This window comes from Lactobacillus sp. ESL0225, from assembly GCF_003692905.1.
Taxonomy (GTDB): domain Bacteria; phylum Bacillota; class Bacilli; order Lactobacillales; family Lactobacillaceae; genus Lactobacillus; species Lactobacillus bombicola.
Window position 1 is genome coordinate 25,484 of sequence record NZ_REHK01000011.1, and the last position, 18,894, is coordinate 44,377.

Sequence of the window (18,894 nt, forward strand, 5' to 3'; positions counted from 1 at the left end):
ATTTATAGCAGTGATCGCTTTTTTATTGTCTGTGTACAAAGGGTTATAGGGATTAGGTGTAAAAGTGAACAGTATGGAAATATTTATTGGGTGTATGTTTGGTGCTTATTTACTAATGAAAATAAGAGATTATACAAAGACAGCTGAATTAATCAAAAAAACAATTGCGACACCGCAAAAAGTAGAAAAACAATATCAAACTAAAATAAATGGTATTAGTGGACAAATAAGAAAAGTGCAAAACCAGCAAGAAAAATTAGAAATTCAACCTACAACACATCGAAATCGCCGAAAGCTAAAGCAGGTACAACGTCAATTGGCAAGATTAAGAACAGAACAAAAAGAAGTTGAAGCTGCTTTAGGCGATTATCAAATAATTGTTGAAAAGATGACAGATGAAGATACCCCGAATATTAAGCAAGAATTACGATCATATTTACGCAATAAAAATCGATTATAATTTTAGAAGTATTGCACAGACAACTGCAGCAAAGCAGATGGGACGCAACGCCCTTTACTTCTTTAGAGCAATTTTTTTGCTCGTTGTACATTGAAAATTCGATATTACTGGTGGCACATTTAGTAACCTGATTATTTGTGCTGAAACTTGGAAAACAAGGTCAATTAGTATTTTGATAACTGGCACAACATTGAATTGCCAAAATGTCAAAAGAACGATTGTCGCTGCAACACTGCACCTTGCCAAGCGGATAAACCTAAGGCGTGGTAAAACATTGGAAACCACTGGAAAGAACAGGAACGCTACGAATTAGCCGGAGTGATAAGAAATAATTGTCTTGATCGTTAAACAATTATGATCTGCTGAACGGCGGTTGTCAGTTGCTCCAAAACTGTCCTCGCTTTGCTTCCAGGACGAAGAAGCACAAAAGCCTACGCTTAATAACCATAGGCAACGTTAAATATATCTGAAATGTAGCTGTTAAGAGTTATAGAAAATTTGATTTAAAAAGAATTTTCTAGGAGGAAATGCCTTGTAAACTATAATGTCGCTGCTGTAAAGGACTTTTGGGAGGGACGGTGTTAATAACACTTAGGAATCCTTAAAGTACCGTCATCTATTAAAACGATTAGCATAACTAACCTCACATTTAAACACGCTCAAATAATTAATAGATCAGTGATTAGCTAGACGCTAAGTGGAAAGTCAAAGGTGCGCCTTTTTGTCCAATAATTGGGCAATTAACATGTGAATGAGAGCCTTTGAAATAACACTTAATTTTGACTATAAGTCAGAGAAATCCAATTTGGTTGATGCTTACAATAACAAAAATAATATTAAGCCATAAAAATATATAAAAGGGCAGACTATGCCCAATTTGTCTAATTAATCCAAAAAGAAAGGATGAGATTACATTGCCAACTAAAAGAAGCACCAAAACAATCGATCCGATTGTAAAGGCGTATTTGGAACAGACAAAGCATATAAGTTATGAAGAATGGCAAGAAAGCATTATTTGGGACAGCTTTAAGACAGCTATTACAAATAAAAAGTCAAAGATTTATAAGCAAATAATAGAGTTAGCATACGAAAAACTAGAAAAAGAAGCATATAAACGTATGAAAGTTGAGCATATTCATTTTGAATAAGAAGATCAAGAAAGAAAAAACATGAAAAGATGGAGAAATATTGCAGGAATCATAATTATAATTCTGCTATTAGGAGCAGCCACTGTTGCGCTTAATTTCGATCAATTTCAAGGTAAGGCGGCTTACTCTGTTTCAAATGCTGAAACGTATCTAAAACAAGCTAGACACAATAAGCAAAAGCATAAACCTAACTATAATTTGAAACAGGTCAAGCCTATTTCTCCTAACTCTTTGCTACATGCTTGGCGTTGTCGGCGTGATTACCGAGCCGTTGGTCAAATTGCTATCCCAGAAAAGCATGTTTTACTCAACATCTTTAAAGGCGTTGGTAATGATGAATTGGCACTAGGCGCTGGTACGTTTAGGGCTGATCAAAAAATGGGGAAGAACAATTATCCACTTGCAGGTCACAATATGGACGATGGCACAAGCTATTTTAGCCCGCTTTATACGGCAAAAGTTAATGGTCAATTAGCTAAAGGTACTCTTATTTTTCTAACAGACTTTAAAAATGTTTATTACTATCAAGTTGATCAGGCTTATTTTATCAATGCTTATAATCTTCGTCTTACATTTAATCGTAAAAAATTCCAGAAAAAGCCTGTTATATCAATGTTTACATGTGATTGGACGGGTCAAGGACGATTATTTATCAGAGGACATTTAACAGGTTCGCAAAGCTTGCATAGTGCTTCAAAAAATATAAAGACGATATTCAAATATTGATTTAATAAAGAGGGATAATATGGCAAGAGCAGTTTTAAAAAAAGAAAAAGATGGAAGAGTGACCTATATAGGTCATGTGCCACCAGAATACAAATTGAAAGATAATGAATATTACGAGAAATTACCAAGAAAAGAATAAGGAGGTTATGCGAAGTAACCTCCTTTTTTAATTATTTAAAGAGGGCTCGAAGGGTGCAAGAAAAGATCAAAAATACCAATTGGTTAAAAGTTAAGTTCCATATTTTGAAACAAGAATATGAAGTAATTGAGAAATTTTGTCGCACAAATTTTGAAATATCAAAAGAAGATGAGCAAGATTTTATTGCTACAATGATTTTTTTCTTTGCCAATGAGGAATTGAAGGAAGAAGCGAATTGTAGAGATACTTTTGATTTCAAAAAAGTAGTTGCAGATTTTTGGGAAGTACAATATGAACTTAATAAGATTAAAAGTAATAATTATGCGCTTGTAGCAAATGTACCAATCAAGACTTTTACTAATTTATTAAATAATGAGCGAGAATTATATCCAGAAATTGCTAAATGTGATGGTAACATTCGTCAAACATTTATGAGCTACCAAGCATTTTTATTAATTCAGTCAATTAAAGGTGGAAAATTGGGTTCTAAATTTGTATTTGATAAAAAATAGGGAATTAAACAGCAAGGGGAATTAGAATGAGAAAACGGCTAATAATCAGAGTACCACAAACTGAATATAACAAAGTTAATGATATGTTAGAGAGCTTTACCCAGAGCTTGGCAAAAAAAATGAAAGCAACTGTAGCACCGCCAAGCACAATGAAAACAATAGTAAAATATGCTTTTCGTGAATTAAAAAAGGAAATGATTTTAAAAAAAGCAGATTCTAAGGAACGTCAAAAGTGGGGACGTGTAAGGCTACCATCATGGTTAGCTACTAATACAGGATCAGCATTAACAACTATTACAATGGAGATAGATGCTAATGGTTATCAAAAAATGATGAATTGGATCAAAGACTTATATCCTGATATTTATAGCAATAATAAAATCAGCAATGATGATTTTATTGGAGCGCTAGGAATAGCTTATGCACATCGAATTATGGCTGGCGATGTTTCGTTAGAAGTGACCTTACCTCAAAATTAATATACATATGAGATTAGACTTTAAAGCTAAACTTGAGATGATTAAACAGATTAGAGATTTGAAGGCTAAAGAAGTTACACTTATGTAACTTCTTTTTTTACTCAAAGGAAAGTGTGTGACGAAAGAAAATAAGATAAAACTAGAAAAACTTGGTCAAATAATATTTGAGAACACAGGTAAAAATAAAGATTTTCTTTGTACTTACTTGGATAGCGGATATTATGATTAGTAATAAGTGCGCTATACTAAAAGTAAGTTTGATCTTGATCAATAAGTTTAAAAAGTTTGAGAAGAAACAAGTGAACTATGAATAAAAAAGAACATAAAAGTGTTTCCATCAAAAAATTTTTAAAACGACAAATAGATATAAAACTTTTATTTATATCTATTGGTTTAGGATTGATACAGGCTGGTCAAATAATACTGGTTACTAGTGGAAAAACTGAAAAAATATGGTATTTTCTATCTAGCCTAAAAGGGGCAAAATCATTTGCTAATCTCATTGTTCAAGCTAAGTTAGCGGATAAGGTAAGCAGTATTTCATTAATAACTGTGGGAATATATTGGTTAATATTTCTAGCTTGCTTTTTGGCAAGTAAAAAAGGCTTAAATTTATATACTATTTGGTCATTAATAAACGTATTTTTATTAATACCAAGATTGCTTTTAGATCAATCATTAAACTTAGTGTTTTTAATTTCTGTCACAACCTGGCTATATTTTTCAGGTTTGTGGTTAATTAATAGGCTTTATCATGGGTTAATCGGTAATGCCAAAATATGAAGGATATAGTAATGCAAAAGTATTTAACAAAAATAAAAAAGCAGATTATGATTTGTTTTTCAAATCAAATTAATTTCCCCATACTTTTTCTAGCGTTAGCACTTGGGCTAATATCATCAAGTTTGTTGATATTGGCTTGCAGCAACCATACAGGTGGTCTCTTGTATTTACTGGCTAAAGTAAACTGGTTGAGAGAATTAGCTAAGTTAATTATAAAAGCTAATACAATAGATTTATTACATAGTACAATGTTAAATCTTTTTGGCTCGCTTTTCATATTTCTATTTAGTGTCATATCTTTAACAAGAGTTAAGAATAGTGCATTCTATATAATTTGGACTTTTTTTTCCATCATATTTTCGTGGTTATTAATTATGCCAGCAGAAATAAATGTGGCAATATTAGTTAATAGTATAGCATGGCTATATTTTACCAGTTTATGGTTAATTAATAGGCTCTATCATTGGGTAATTGCTGAACAAACAACAATTTTAGCCAAATTAACTTTTGTTTGGGGTATATTAGCAGTAATTATTAGCTACATAATTAACGGATAGGAAACCATTGAATTATGATTAAAGAATTAATTAAGAATAAAGCAGTAACTTTCTGGGTGTTGTTTTTCGTAAGCATAACTAACTTTTCCGAATTTTGGGAATTGAGAAGGTTTTTAGATTCATTACGCTTACAGTATGGAAATAATCTCAATTCTTTATCAGCAGTTGATAAAGCTAACATAGTTATGGAACACGGATCTATTTTTTTCTGGGCACTTCTAACGTTCATTTTTATTTTTATAGTAATTTTATGGGGCGTTTTGTCTATGTTTATTTCTGAATATTCAAGAAAATGGATAATTATAGATGCTGGGTTAATTTTCTTTAATCTGTTTTTACTTTATTTTTCGATTAATAATTATGTAGTTGTGTTTGTTATAGGCGTAGGGGGAATAGCATATTTTTTACTACATGGAGCAAAATAAAATCTGAAAGGAGTTGATTATATAGAATAATTTAGCTTAATTTTTAAAAATAAAAATAATAGTTAACGGCACCGTTACTTTTTAGTAACGGTGCTTTTTTTGTTTGAGAAAGGAAAGTTAATGAGACGCTTAAGTAAAAAGCAATTAAAAAAATTGGCTGTTGGTTTGGGGGTCGGGTTATCAATTACTGGCGCTGGCGCTGGAATCTATAGTCAAAGTCAAAATACTTTAACAGTGCCTAATAAAACTATGGCGGCAGAACAAGTCAAATTGGGCACTGATGGTATCTTTGAAAAAGGAAAAGATATAAGTTTTGATGCTGATTATCAAGTATCGGCAGATTCTAAAATTGAGAAACTAGAATTATTTGATAAATTGGAGCCCTGCTACATCTATAGTAAAGCAACTATCTATGATGATAAAGGTAATGATGTAACTGATCAGGGGACACTAGATTTTGATAAAGCAACCAATAAAATAAGCTGGCAGGCAAAAGCAGGTACAGCTGATAAATGGTTTGCTAGAAAAATGAAAATGCGGATTGTAGTAAAACTTGATGAAAATGCCGATTTATCTAAGTATCTAGATAAGAATACCAATCAGTATAATATCCCCAATGTAGCTAATATGCTGATTAATGATAAGGATATACCGTCTAATAAAGTTGAAGTACATACTCCTAATGATAAGAAACCAACTGTTTTAAAACAGGTTGAAGATAAGAATGGTAAATTTGTCGATACAGCCAAGTATGATATTGGCGATACAGTCCATTATAGGGTCACTTACACGGTTCCTAAGAACGGTAAGGATATTACCAATCTTCAATTTATGGACGACCTAGAGGACGTATTAGACCTCAAAGAAGTCAAGGTAACTGATGACAAGGGCAATGATATAACTAAAAGTGATGGCGATTTAAAGATTGATGGCGATAAGGAGAGTTTTGTTTGGCAACCAACCAAAGATTATTTGGTAAAGATGCCAGATCATTCATATACTGTTGATGTAACAGCTAATATTAAACCGAATGTTGATCTATCTAAGTATCTTGACAAAGCTTCAAAGGACTATCAAATTCCTAATATTGCCAAAATGAAGTATAACAATGAAGATACGCCGTCTAATGAAGTCAATATTGTTACGCCGCCTCCTGTTGGCAAAAATAAAGTAGTAAAAGCCGTGGACGGATTGTCTGGCAGTTATCATGAAGATAAAGATAATGTCGAGATTGGTAAAGATTATAGCTATAAGATCCAATATACGCCAAAGCAAGGTATGACTTTGAAAGATGTCCAGTTTAGCGATGATTTAGAAGATGTACTTGATCTTGTAAAGGTTGTAGTACAAAATCCAGACGGTAAAGATGTTACTGATTCAGAGGGTAGTTTAAAACTTGATAATTCCAAGGAAAGTTTTATTTGGCAGCCAAAAGATGATGTTGTAAAGACAATGGGCGGTAAAACTTATACTGTAGTTGTAACGGCAAAAGTTAAGAATGACGCCAATTTGCAAAAGTATATTAAGAATAATGTGATTGAAATTCCTAACACGGCTCATATGCTAGATTCAGGCGAAGATACAGCGTCAAATACACCAGTTGTTACTCCTAAAACCGAAGAGCCAACAGCTAAAAAGGGGATTGTCCGTGATCCTTCTAATTGGACAAAATTCTTTGGCAATAAATCAGAAACCTCAGCCAGTCAGAGTAGCGGAGATAAGGTTAACCAAGCAATGGATATTAATGCCCACAATGCGGCAATTAACGCTGCTAAGAAATTAGTAGTACAAAATCCAGACGGCTCATACCGTAAAGCTAACTCTAGCGTAAGCGATAAAGAATTTAACGATGCTTTAGCTACACTATCTAAACCATATAAATCAGAAGAAAAGGTTAACATTAATGATCAAAAGGATACTAGCGTAACAACAACTGCTCCAACTAGCGCTGATGATTTGAAATCGGTTATCAATGCAACTACAGTTGGTAATAATGAAGCTGCTAGGGGAGACGCAGTTGACTATCTCCTAACTTTTGATATTGGCAATAACGCTGATATAAAGTCATTAGTTCTAAGTGACGATCTAGAAAATGTTCTAGACTTAAAGAATGTGGTAATTCTTGATTCTGACGGTAATAACATTACTAATGACGGTGCCCTCACAACCAGTAATGAAGATGAAAGCTGGACATGGACAGCTAAAGACCCCACCAAGTATAGTGGTAAGAAATTGTATGCAGCAGTTGCAGCCAATGTGAAGCTTAACGCTGATCTTAGTTCTTATACAGATAAGCAAATTCCTAATGTAGGACACTTGCAAATTAACGGTAAAGATACGCCAACTAATGTTGTTCATACTAAATTAAATGGTCCGAATAATCCAAAAGATGATCCAAGAAATCCAGCTAGTCCAAATAACCCAAATAATCCAAATAGTCCAGATAATCCAAATAATCCGAAAAGCCCATTACATGGCGACGGCACTAACAATCCAGTAACAGGTAAGAATGGATTACTACCTAAGACAGGTCACTTTATTTTAAAGAATGTAGGCTGGATTGTCGGTATGTTAGTAGCTGGCATAGTTGGTATTAGCTTTTACTTATATAAAAATAATAAAGTGTTTAAATCTAAAGTAAAAAAGATTTTTAAGAAGTAATTTATATACACTTTTCTAACTTGATTACTTGCATACTACTATTTAATAGACTATAATTATTAGTAGTAGAAGGAATAGCATGAAAAGAATAGATATAAAATTTAAATATGCGCCTATTTTTAATGAATATTGGGAAAAGTACGGACTTACCCAAGCGGACAAAAAAAACTTACAGAATCAAATTAAGGACTATGTAATACATTTGCCAATTAATAATCATGGTAAAAAACTTCCTGGCTCAATACTTGAAGGAACTGGTGGTGCATATAAATTTAGATTTGCGTCTAAAAAAGATAATCAGGGCAAAAGCGGAAGTTATCGAACAATCTATATTGCTATAACTCATGATAATCTTTACTTTGTAGCAATTTATGCTAAAAGTGAAAAGTCAAATCTTTCTAAAGCAGAACGTAATGCTTTAAAAGCGACTGTTAAGCGATTAAGGAGGAAATAGTGATGACAGAATCAAGACTATTAAAAGGTTTAGATGAATTAAACCAACTTTTAGACGGACATGATCCAGGCTTTGAAACTCAAGTTGAAACGATCGACCTATCTCCTAAATATGACGCTACGGCTATTAAACAGCTACGTAAGAAGCTAAATTTAACGCAGGTTGAATTTGCTAAAGTAATGGCTGTTTCACCAAAAACAGTAACGTCATGGGAAACAGGAAGAAATACTCCAAGGGGTGCCGTGTCTAAGCTGATGGATATATTTAACGATAATCCAAAATTGGCTTTTGAATATGCAGATTAGAGTTCTTAAGAAGAGAGGTAAGAGTTATGAAGAAGAGAGTATTAATTAGTTTAGCTTCGGCAGCATTGTTAAGTGTTGGAGCAGCAGAAATTGGTAGTAGTCAAGGCGCAGTTGCACCGCAAACAGTGCAGGCAGCTAAACAGGCTAAGACTTTTAAGGTAAAGCTTGTTAAGAATGCAGTAGTTTACTCAAACCGTGGTCGTAAGACAAAAAAGACCTTGAAAAAGGGTCATATTTATTCTGTTTATGGCAAGAAGACTATTCTTGGTAAGAAATACTATAAACTAAGTCGTGGACGCTATATTAAAGTAAATGCAACAAGTTATTTTGTGGAAGAGAGTAATCCAACGCCCATAAAGCCAGATAATACAAATACTTCAACAACGAATGACTTTAAAGTAACGATAATTAATCCAGCAAGAATATATGATAGAAATGGCAAAAAGACGGCGTTTATAGCGAATAAGGGCACTTTTAGAACAGTAACCGACAGCAAAGTAATTAACGGTGCTAAGTATTATAAAATCGGCGATAACAGCTATATTTTAGCTAGCGATACTGAAAAGGGAATTGATAATAATGTTCCTAAGGAGAATATCAATGATCCAGAGCCACCAGACAAGCCGACCGAGAAAGAGTGGCAACACATATTGCATCGGTACGCAACTGAACCTGATTATGATCAAATTATTTATTTCAGTGACAGTGAATTAGCGCAGATAAAGAATTATTTGTGGCAAGATATTCAAAACTATAGAGTAGAAAACGGCTTACCTGCATACAAAATCAATGCTGAGTTAGATAATTTAATTAGCAAAATTTGTTCCTCCTCAGATAAAATGTGGGATTACGAGCAAAATTTAGCAGGTGCAACTAAGGATACTTTAGCACCACATTTGCCGACCATGAATGCTAATGGTATGGATATGACAGATACTTGGATTGAAGATAATTATTACGGGCGTCGCATTGTAGGAGAAATTACACCCAAAGAATTTAATTTCAAAGATCGGAACCCAGAACACGTTGCGACCCAAATTTTTAATAGCTGTAAAGCTGATAAATATTATAATAAAATGATTTTGGGACACAATGACAAAGCAGCCTTTGCTGGCTTAGGTCTGGTTTCGCACTGGGGTGGTAATTATTCTTATGTTGGAATTGCTTTTATAGAAGTTTCAGGTAATAGTGCCAAATGGCTCAGCTTTTATAATGCAAACTAAAAAATTAATTGAATAGTAAAAAACGTTACTAATATTTAGTGACGTTTTTTTGTATTGGAAAGGAAAAGTAAATGAATTTAAATTTAAAGCCTAAAACTAAGCGTTATATTAAAACGCTTGGTGGGTCTTTAGTAACATTACTCGCAGTTTCTGCAGGACTAAATTTTAGTGGTAATGTGGTACATGCAGATAATGCGCAAATGACTGATTTACCAAAAGGAACGAATGCAGATCAGAATAAATTGTCTGGTCAGTATGCTTTTACCGCCAAGGTTAAGCAAGGGATAACTAAAGTAACACCCTTTGGTGGCAATAATGAAGATTGGTGTACATCTGTTAGTCACACAGAAGGACAAACTAAACACTGGTTTGCATTTAAAATGAGTGATGATGAAGGGAATAATGATAAATGGAAGGGGAAAGTAGGAGTCTATTACTCTAATGTTGGAATTTATCAAGGTCACACAGTTGACGTAAAAATCACCATGATGGATTGGAAGGTACAGAATTATGAATGGAGAGATACCAATCATAATGGTAAGGCGGACACTCGTGTACCGATTAAAAATGCGTATTTAGCACTTGGAAAAGATGATTTTGAAATGTTTACTCCAGGTTACGGCGCTGTTAAGTATCGGCTAGACTATTTAGATCACGATACGCATAAACCAATTAAGATGACCGCTGCGTGGACTTTTGATGACATTGACGGCGATCAATGGGTTGGTATTGAGCCAACAACATTTTCTAATGTCGACCAAATATTATATGGAGATCATGATAATAATGGTAATACTTGGTTAAGTTATAAAAAGATGGGCGGTAAAAATTATATTTATTCTGACGCACATCAGCATAATACTAAGGTGGAAGATGATGGACATAATTCTGGAACTTTAAGGTCTAGGGATAAAAAAGGAGGTTTCACAGCAACATATTCTAATTCTTCTAGTTTTATTATAGATTGGGTTTTTGGCGAGAATACGGGTGAAAATGCGATTAAAGATCAAGACGATCTTGAAGCTGATCCCAGTTATTGGAACATGGTGGGCAGGTTTGATCCCGATGCCGATAAAGAATATCCAATTACCGATATAAGTAGTTCAATCGATGCCACCTTGTTTAATCACGCATACTTGCAATATGGTACTAAGCATATTGCACCAGATAAACCAATGCAGCCGACCAAATTTGTATCGGATTCGGACGAAGGAACTAATACTCCGAGTGAAATTGGGACTGATAAGTCAGTTGATCATGATATTTTGAAAAATCGCTATGAAACATATCATTATCAAATTACGCATTACGTACCTGAGGTAAGACCAGAGTTTAAATACGATCAATATATGATTACTGATAATCTTGATAATGATTTAGATATTTCCAATGTCCACGTTTATAATGCTGAAAATCAAGATGTAACTTACATGTTTACGGTTAATAATGATTCTAATAATAAACTATCAGTTATAGCTAAAGGCGATTATTTAGCCGGAGATGACTTTTACCGTGAAACGTATAAGATTACATTTGATGGCACGGTTAAGTCAGGCGTCAGTCTTGCTGATCATAAAGATTCGAAGCATAGTGACCAAGCCGTTATCTATAACGAAGCCAAAGTAACTACAAGTAATGGTTCTGCCGATAGCAATAAGACAACTACTAACATACCGTTTACGCAGACTTCCCAAACCAAGGCGGTTTCTACTGACGGTAACGGCAAAGGAGACTCTATCCAAGTCGATTACAATGCTCCTTACAAGTATACGGTAGACGTTGCTGCTCCAGACGGCGAGGACATTAAGACGCTAGAATTAAAAGATACGTTAGAGGACGTATTAGACCTCAAAGAAGTCAAAGTCTATGATCTTGATGATAATAATAAAGATGTAACTTCTGCTGGAAAATTGACAACAGACAATAATACCGCTGACTGGGTCGCAAATGAACCGCAGAAGTGGCATGGTAAGCACTTAAGAATGTTAATTACTGCTAGTGTTAAGAATACGCCAGACTTGATGAAGTACCTAGATAAAAACAGCGGTGTTATCCGAGTACCAAACAAGGCAATTTGGATCATTAACGGCAAAGACCACCCGACTAATATTGTTTATGTCGAGCCAAAAGGTCCGCAGGCAAGCGTTCAGAAGTGGATTGAAATGCCTAATTAGAATTAGTGCTTGTACTTGTTGCTACTGAAACGCATGATATTTTGTAGTTTAAAATTAAATAAGTAAGAATACCTAGTAATCATAGTTAAATATGAATTACTGGGCTTTTTTTGTTGTTTAAAAACGATAAAGACGGATTCTAGCAATAAGTAAGTAGGGAAGAATAAAGATTTAGTGTGACTAACTCCCTCGGTCGGGTACGTGGTGGGCAAAAGGTAATAGTAAGTAGCGAATTAGTAGTTAAAAACTTCTTATTTGCTACTTTTTTTGTTTAAGCAGGTGGTCAAAATGTACTACGCATAATAGGGTAATTAAAGCCCACAAGAAGACGTAAGAAATAATAAATAGAATATATAGAAAAAAGAAGAAGAGGTAACTCATGAATTACTTAAATAATCAATTATTTTTAGCAGCAGCCAAAGGGGCACCTGATTTTATTGGGAAAATATCCAACGTATTTACCAACTTACAACCTGGTCTTAAAGCCCTTGGCGGAATTTTGGCAGTCGTTGTAGTAATTATTGTCGGTATGCTTTTTATGGGTGGCGGTCGTTTAGCCCAACTTGCAAAAGCACACCTTGGTAATGTAATTATCGGCGTGGTATTGATTGCGGTTGCAACAGTTCTAGTACCGTGGGTAATGGGAATTTTTTCTTAATCAAAAGTAATGATAAAGAGGGAGCTTGGTAATGAGCAAAATTAAATTTGTGAATGTGCCACGAAGTTATCGCAAAATGCTGATTGGCACCCGAGTTTTAAAAACCAGTAGAGCAATTGACGTAAATACTGCCGATGCAATGGTTAAAAAACTAGCTAGTAAGTTAAAAGATAACGAAGAAGTGAGTTTAGGGATAGAAGTCGATACAGAAGACTCAAATAAAGAAAATGTTTTTACCATATCAGACGCACATATTGAGAAATCAGATCAGAATTTAGGACTAAGAAGTATTGCTGATCGCTTATGTAACGATAATAAGGGAGAGTCTAATGAGCAAGAGGCACTTAGACTAGCTAATTTACTTGAAAAAGATTTACATGATGATCAAGAAGCGTTTGAAACCAGTATGGATTATTTATTCAATACAGAAAAGGAAAAAAATAGTGATAAAGATGAAAATATCAAAGATGATCAACGCCCCGTGAGGGGTGTTACCCCAACAAAGGTAACTAAAATAAATGGTAAAAGTGAGGAAACTACTGCACCGATAACAAAGAAAGAAGAAGTTAATAAAAAGAGCGAGAACAAAGCAAAAATAAAAGAAGAAGTTGCTCCCAATCCTAATGACTTTTTACCACATATCCAACACCAGACAATTGATGATGAAAGTAAAATAAAACCAGCAAGTGAGGAAGAAATAATAGCTCGTTCTACTTTTATTGCTGAAAAAAATATTTTCCAAGCAGTGTCGGATAAAAATTCTGAGCAAGTTTTTAATTTAACTGAGATTAAAAGAAGACTAGGTTATATTGATAATCCTCAAGATTGCTATCAACGTACGCTTAATGCAGAGATAGAGCGTGATCTTGAAAAGTGTCATTTAAAAAATGCAGCTGAAGAATATAAAAGTGCAGCGGCTAGACTAAAAAATGATGCGATTAGTGATCTTGAAAAAAATTATAGTGAAGTTAATCAATCACTGATCGAAGATACTGTTGCTGGTCAAGTTAAAAATGAAATATTTGAAACTACTGGAGCAGCTAGTCAAGAAAAGAAAACTAATCAAGTAGAAGCTCAACAGAAGATAGAAGCTAAGAATAAAGAGCTAGATGATGAGAAAGCTCGTAGACTTGCTGATTTTACTAACCAGCTTGATGAAGAAATGCGCCACCGCAAAGAAGCGTTTGAAAAGGAGCAACAACTCTTGGTGGAAAAGCGTAACAATCAAGTTGAGCAAGATACAAAGCTTAAAGAAAAAGAGCTTAAGGAAAAATATAGATTACGAGAAATTCAGAAACGTAATAGTAAATTACGTAGTATGCACCAAGAAACAGAAAATAGATATAATGAAAAATTAGAAAACCTGTTTCAAGAACATAAAACTAAATTTGCTAAAAATCTTGAACATTTAGAAAAAAGTGTCCAGACTCAAAGCAGCCGAATTGATCGCCAAAAGAAGAAAGATGAAAAGACAAAACAAATGCTTGAGCAACAACAAGCAAAAATTAGTGTAATTAAGCGTGCTAATCAGTTAAAGGAGCAGGAATTAAAATATCTTGAGCAGCATGATAAAGAATATCCTATTCACTTGACGGAGACTTTGGCTGTTGGTGTTGCTAATGCGATTAAAGAAGCACTAAAGGAGCAACAACAAGCAATAGTTGCTGGTAAAACGATTGATCTAGATAAAGCGGTTGATAGAAATATTAAGGCTAATAATCTATTACCAATTCCAGTTGATTCCACTAAGGATTTGGAAAAAACTGAGGAACAAGGGAAAAGTAAAGCAACACATAAATCTAAGCATATATATAGCCTAGCTGCTATCCTATTATTAGGATTACTGGGTGCAGCAGGATATGGTAGTTATTATTGGTATAATGCAGCACACCCTGACTCAAAGATAGATCAGACAGCACAAGAAAAATTGTTAGATAAAAATAAAGGCAATAAATCCGAAGCGGCACAAACTAAAAACAAACAGGTGGTAAATCAACCTTCTAAGAATAAAGCTGAAAAAGCATATAAGAGCAATGTGCTTCTGTATCGGGCAACTAACAATTGGTCTGCAAAAATAGATGTTCTAGATGGTGCTTTAGGTCAAGGCGATGTTAGAGCATTGAAAGAGATTAATGATGCGTACCCAACATGGATTAGCAGATTGTACTATGCAGTTGCAGCTAACGATGAAAATGGTATGCGGTCAATCTATTTACAATTAACACCAAGACAAAAGGAAAAAGTTAGTTATGTAGCTCGCCATGCAATTGCTTTATCATTCTATAACGTTAAAGATTGGCATAATGGTTGGTTAGCAAAAAATGGATATTAATGAGGGGGCGAGACTGTGAGGCTCACTAGAGTTTCAAATTTCCTAGGTACAGCGCAAAACAAAATACGTAAACTTAGTAAAAGGCGTCCAGACGGCGAGCAATTACCTAGTCCTGAAAAGATTCAAGTAGGGCAAGGAATGATTAGTAAAAAGACCATAATTTTAACAATTATGGTCTTTTTGTTGCTATTATACGCTGATAATAGTTTGCATTGGTTGGGTATTCTATTAAAAGAACAGTCCAAAAAAGGGATAGGTCATTTCTCTTTTCCATTAGCAAAAGCGCTTGAATTAGGACTCAATCCACTAATATGTAAGGTAAATTTTAAGGAAATATTTGTTTTGCTAATTGGCAGTGCAATTTTAACTATATTTGTATTAATCAAAGCTGGTGCAGGAATTAATGGTGGAATGGCTAGCAATATTGCTTATGGCCAAAAGGGAGACAGTAGATTTACAACCCTAAAAGAAATCAAAGAACAATATAAAGCAATTCCTGACAAAGATAAAAGATTTCCAGGCTATGGTGGAATACCAATTAGTCATTATGGTAAGCAATATTATATTGATGATGATTCAGTCAATAATATTGTGGTCGGAACAAGTAGGTCGGGTAAGGGCGAAATGATAGTAATACCATTTATTGACAACCTCTCTCGTGCCGAAAATCAGTCATCAATGGTTATCTATGATCCGAAAAAGGAATTATATGATGCCTCAGCTGCGACTCTGAAAAAACGGGGTTATGAAGTATATCTACTTGATCTTGGTAATCAGATGAATTCAATGTCATATAATCCTTTAGATATTATCGTAAAGCAAGTAGAAAAAGGAGAAAATCCGTCACAACTGATTAATAGTCTTACTTATCAAATTATGTTAAAAAAAGACAAAGGAGTGAATGAATGGGCGTATAAAGACGGTCAAGGAGAAATAAATGGGGTAATATATGAACTAATTAAATATTGCCTAGACCCCAATAATTTTCCAGATAAGAAAAAACACCCTGAAAGGATTACACTCTATAATGCAATTGACTTCATCATTGAAGCAGGTACTGTGAAATGGAATGAGATGGTCAGTCCCACTAAGGTTATTACGCATAATGCTCTAGACGATTATTTTACTCATTTGCCACAAGGTTCATATGCTAAACAACAATATTCGGCAGTTGCTGCTTCTGTTTCTAATGGAAAAGCTACTATTAATTCAGTTCTTAATGAGCAATTGAAGCCATTTCAAGACCCTGGAAATGCTTGTCTAACTTCAATGAATTCATTTGAATTAAAATCAATCGGATTTCCAAAATATTTTAGCTTTAGATTACCGAAAAAATATGCTTCTACTAAAATGTTGCTTCGGTTTAGAAAAGCAGCAACAAAAGATTCGCCTGAGTCTAAAATTATTGCTGAACATAAAATTAAAAGTAATCATACAGGTTTTGTTGAATGCAATTTTGATGATAAGTTAGTAAGTGGAGATTGGGCTGAACTAAGCTATGAAAGTTCAGAAGGTAAGCAACTACATAGTGTGTTTTCAATAAAGCTCGCTGATTCTAATGGTAAGCAAGGCGAACATGATGCAATAATTAAAACGCTGTATAATGAACTAGAAGTAACAGATTTTCGTCTTGCTTATTCAGAAAAGCCAATTGCTGTTTTTATGGCCACACCTGATTATGATGATTCAAACAGTACAATCGCAACTTTCTTTATTAATCAGTTATATACTGAATTAGCAAAACAATGTGAGATTGTTCCAAATCATAAAACCTTTAGGAGAGTTCATTTTATTTTAGACGAGTTCGGAAACCTAAAGCCGATTGAGAACATGAATAAAATAATGACCGTCTCAGCAGGGCGTAATATTGATTATTCGCTGTTTTTACAGTCGTTTGAGCAACTAAATACTTATTATGGTAAATTGGCAACAACGATTAAGGAACAGGGACAGAACCAATTCTTGATTAAATGTATTAACAATCAAACTAATGTTGAATTTAGCAAAGCAGCTGGACAAAGGACAGTAGAAGCAGGGAGTTCTGGTAATAGCAATACAGGAACAACGAGATCAATAAATTATAATGTACGAGCAGAAGCAGAATCATTGATTACTCCTAGTCGATTACAACAGATGTTAGAAGGAGAAGATTTGATTTTACGAGCGGTTCATCGGCAGGATAAATGGGGTAATCGGGTACGTCCATATCCTATTTTTAACACCGAAAAAACAATGTTACCGTATGCCCATACATTTTTAAAAGATTCGTTTGATCCTACTAATGAATTAGTTGACGTTGAATGTTTGCATAAAAATTTAAAATTAAAAGATTTACAAATTAATTTTGTAGATTTTTTAAGCAAATCAGCGACAGCAGGGTCAGTTGAAGCCTATAAAAATAGTATTGGGCAAGCAAATGATCAAGCAAATGATAAAAAGGAAAATACAGATAATAAAGAAAAGGAAGATAAAGATATGGGTAATGAGTATACTGGACCAATTTCAGATGAGCAGATGATAGGTAAAGTGCCGACTGAAGAAGAAGAAGAAAAAAGAGCCAATTCCACCTTTGCACAAGCAGTCGATGGCTATATAACAGAAAATGAAATAGATTTTGGTTTAGCCAATAAAATTTTGGAATATTTTGATAATGATCAATTTGAAAAAATAAAAGTTGCACTTAACAGTATTGAAGATAACGAAGTGAGAGAAGATTTAGAAAACGAATATCATAAAGAATTTAAATCAGAATAATAGAAAAAAGGAGCTAACTAGAAATAGTTGGCTCCTTTTTTATTACACAAAAGGAGGGAATTATGAGTCACTTATTAAGTTTGGCTGATGTAGCCCCAACAAACGCCCTACACAGTGCTTTGAAATATTTGGGTTACTCAAATATTTTTACTAGAGCATTTTCGACTGTTAAATGGTGGATTATTAGTGTAGTTTATGGAATCGCCAATGCAACAAGCGAATTTATGAATCAAATGCTAAATTTGTCAAATTTTGTCGATCAAGTTAATGGTAATGGTGAAGTTGGCAAATTAATGCAGTATGGACAATATCTAGCTGGTGGGTTAATGGTGCTATGTTTAATTTGGATTGCAATTAAAATTATTATTGATCATCATGCGCCACGAGTAAAAAATGTAATAGTCCAACTCTTTATTAGCGCTTTTTTAATCACAAATATTGGCAACATGACAACGTGGCTTACGTCAGAATCAGTCAATTTAGCACAAGGATTACTTGGTACTAATAATAGTAAGGTAAATAAAGGGACAAGTGCGTTACCATTTAATATCTTAAAAAGTCATGTTAACGATCTTGAGTATATGATTGATACTAATTTCGCAGGTACAAACGTAAGTTCGGCTAATGCGCTAACAACAGCTCCAGCCAAGCTACATTGGGGACTTAATAATATGAGTCGCAAAGAGGTTGATAATGGCGAAATTGATTTTACTGAGATTTTAGACAATGAAAAAATCAAAGATAATTCCACACTAGAAAAGAAAGATCATCCTTATAAAAAAGGGGACTATGACAAAAAGCCAGGCACACACTTTTTGTACGGCTGGTTAAAGTATACAGTCCAAAACACGCCTAAGGAAAAAGGTAAAGGTACAACTTGGAATACTACTGATATATGGCATCTATTTGGCTTTTCAATCGGCGGTTATCAACGATTTACGATCAATTTCTTACCTGTTTTAATAGCATTACTTGCATTAACAATTGCTTCTCTATTTGCAGGATATGCAATTGTGAAATCATTTATCGACATTGTAGTAATTGATATTTTAAGTACAGTAATCACTGCAACTGATCTTGATACGGGACAAAAGACTAAACGGG

At 34.0% G+C, this 18,894-nt stretch carries 17 protein-coding genes; all 17 read left to right on the plus strand.

Going from position 1 to position 18,894, the window contains the following annotated elements:
- Positions 1-115: 115 nt before the first annotated feature.
- The gene (locus tag F5ESL0225_RS08010) at positions 116-460 is read left to right on the plus strand and encodes a hypothetical protein (RefSeq protein ID WP_147441734.1); all 345 of its coding nucleotides are present in this window, start codon (positions 116-118) and stop codon (positions 458-460) included.
- A 914-nt stretch (positions 461-1,374) separates the two neighbouring features.
- Positions 1,375-1,608: a hypothetical protein gene (locus F5ESL0225_RS08015; protein ID WP_122025144.1), complete on the plus strand. Its 234-nt coding sequence runs from the start codon at positions 1,375-1,377 to the stop codon at positions 1,606-1,608.
- 21 nt (positions 1,609-1,629) lie between these two features.
- Positions 1,630-2,334, plus strand: coding sequence for a class A sortase (locus F5ESL0225_RS08020; RefSeq protein ID WP_122025143.1), 705 nt, complete (start codon positions 1,630-1,632; stop codon positions 2,332-2,334).
- 192 nt (positions 2,335-2,526) lie between these two features.
- A complete protein-coding gene (locus F5ESL0225_RS08025; protein WP_122048231.1) occupies positions 2,527-2,985 on the plus strand; it encodes a hypothetical protein in 459 nt (152 codons plus the stop codon).
- 26 nt (positions 2,986-3,011) lie between these two features.
- Entirely contained in the window at positions 3,012-3,464 is a 453-nt protein-coding gene (locus tag F5ESL0225_RS08030) for a hypothetical protein (protein WP_122025141.1), read from the plus strand.
- A gap of 306 nt (positions 3,465-3,770) precedes the next feature.
- A complete protein-coding gene (locus F5ESL0225_RS08035; protein WP_122025140.1) occupies positions 3,771-4,247 on the plus strand; it encodes a hypothetical protein in 477 nt (158 codons plus the stop codon).
- An 11-nt stretch (positions 4,248-4,258) separates the two neighbouring features.
- The gene (locus F5ESL0225_RS08040) at positions 4,259-4,804 is read left to right on the plus strand and encodes a hypothetical protein (protein ID WP_122025139.1); all 546 of its coding nucleotides are present in this window, start codon (positions 4,259-4,261) and stop codon (positions 4,802-4,804) included.
- Positions 4,805-4,818: 14 nt separating this feature from the next.
- Entirely contained in the window at positions 4,819-5,229 is a 411-nt protein-coding gene (locus F5ESL0225_RS08045; protein WP_122025138.1) for a hypothetical protein, read from the plus strand.
- Between the two features lie 120 nt (positions 5,230-5,349).
- Positions 5,350-7,890, plus strand: a complete 2,541-nt coding sequence (locus tag F5ESL0225_RS08470) for an isopeptide-forming domain-containing fimbrial protein (protein WP_122048232.1) — start codon at positions 5,350-5,352, stop codon at positions 7,888-7,890.
- 79 nt (positions 7,891-7,969) lie between these two features.
- A complete protein-coding gene (locus F5ESL0225_RS08055) occupies positions 7,970-8,344 on the plus strand; it encodes a type II toxin-antitoxin system RelE/ParE family toxin (protein WP_122025136.1) in 375 nt (124 codons plus the stop codon).
- A 2-nt stretch (positions 8,345-8,346) separates the two neighbouring features.
- A complete protein-coding gene (locus F5ESL0225_RS08060; protein ID WP_122025135.1) occupies positions 8,347-8,649 on the plus strand; it encodes a DNA-binding transcriptional regulator in 303 nt (100 codons plus the stop codon).
- A gap of 26 nt (positions 8,650-8,675) precedes the next feature.
- Complete coding sequence (locus F5ESL0225_RS08065) at positions 8,676-9,872, plus strand: SLAP domain-containing protein (protein WP_122048233.1); 1,197 nt, start codon at positions 8,676-8,678, stop codon at positions 9,870-9,872.
- Positions 9,873-9,943: 71 nt separating this feature from the next.
- Positions 9,944-12,046 (plus strand): isopeptide-forming domain-containing fimbrial protein, encoded by a 2,103-nt coding sequence (locus F5ESL0225_RS08070; RefSeq protein ID WP_122048234.1) that lies wholly within the window; start codon positions 9,944-9,946, stop codon positions 12,044-12,046.
- 379 nt (positions 12,047-12,425) lie between these two features.
- The gene (locus F5ESL0225_RS08075; protein WP_122025132.1) at positions 12,426-12,704 is read left to right on the plus strand and encodes a TrbC/VirB2 family protein; all 279 of its coding nucleotides are present in this window, start codon (positions 12,426-12,428) and stop codon (positions 12,702-12,704) included.
- 31 nt (positions 12,705-12,735) lie between these two features.
- A complete protein-coding gene (locus tag F5ESL0225_RS08080) occupies positions 12,736-15,036 on the plus strand; it encodes a hypothetical protein (protein ID WP_122048235.1) in 2,301 nt (766 codons plus the stop codon).
- A 15-nt stretch (positions 15,037-15,051) separates the two neighbouring features.
- Positions 15,052-17,790 (plus strand): VirD4-like conjugal transfer protein, CD1115 family, encoded by a 2,739-nt coding sequence (locus F5ESL0225_RS08085; protein ID WP_122048236.1) that lies wholly within the window; start codon positions 15,052-15,054, stop codon positions 17,788-17,790.
- 62 nt (positions 17,791-17,852) lie between these two features.
- The coding region (locus F5ESL0225_RS08090) for a hypothetical protein (protein WP_147441735.1) at positions 17,853-18,894 on the plus strand (1,042 nt) is incomplete at its 3' end.

What these genes read in the sequence shown, in the direction of transcription:
- F5ESL0225_RS08080 (WP_122048235.1), top strand. Translation starts at nt 12,736, where the DNA reads ATGAGCAAAATTAAATTTGTGAATGTGCCACGAAGTTATCGCAAAATG.
- F5ESL0225_RS08040 (WP_122025139.1), top strand. Translation starts at nt 4,259, where the DNA reads ATGCAAAAGTATTTAACAAAAATAAAAAAGCAGATTATGATTTGTTTT.
- F5ESL0225_RS08470 (WP_122048232.1), top strand. Translation starts at nt 5,350, where the DNA reads ATGAGACGCTTAAGTAAAAAGCAATTAAAAAAATTGGCTGTTGGTTTG.
- F5ESL0225_RS08075 (WP_122025132.1), top strand. Translation starts at nt 12,426, where the DNA reads ATGAATTACTTAAATAATCAATTATTTTTAGCAGCAGCCAAAGGGGCA.
- F5ESL0225_RS08035 (WP_122025140.1), top strand. Translation starts at nt 3,771, where the DNA reads ATGAATAAAAAAGAACATAAAAGTGTTTCCATCAAAAAATTTTTAAAA.
- F5ESL0225_RS08045 (WP_122025138.1), top strand. Translation starts at nt 4,819, where the DNA reads ATGATTAAAGAATTAATTAAGAATAAAGCAGTAACTTTCTGGGTGTTG.
- F5ESL0225_RS08030 (WP_122025141.1), top strand. Translation starts at nt 3,012, where the DNA reads ATGAGAAAACGGCTAATAATCAGAGTACCACAAACTGAATATAACAAA.
- F5ESL0225_RS08020 (WP_122025143.1), top strand. Translation starts at nt 1,630, where the DNA reads ATGAAAAGATGGAGAAATATTGCAGGAATCATAATTATAATTCTGCTA.
- F5ESL0225_RS08055 (WP_122025136.1), top strand. Translation starts at nt 7,970, where the DNA reads ATGAAAAGAATAGATATAAAATTTAAATATGCGCCTATTTTTAATGAA.
- F5ESL0225_RS08060 (WP_122025135.1), top strand. Translation starts at nt 8,347, where the DNA reads ATGACAGAATCAAGACTATTAAAAGGTTTAGATGAATTAAACCAACTT.
- F5ESL0225_RS08010 (WP_147441734.1), top strand. Translation starts at nt 116, where the DNA reads ATGAAAATAAGAGATTATACAAAGACAGCTGAATTAATCAAAAAAACA.
- F5ESL0225_RS08070 (WP_122048234.1), top strand. Translation starts at nt 9,944, where the DNA reads ATGAATTTAAATTTAAAGCCTAAAACTAAGCGTTATATTAAAACGCTT.
- F5ESL0225_RS08065 (WP_122048233.1), top strand. Translation starts at nt 8,676, where the DNA reads ATGAAGAAGAGAGTATTAATTAGTTTAGCTTCGGCAGCATTGTTAAGT.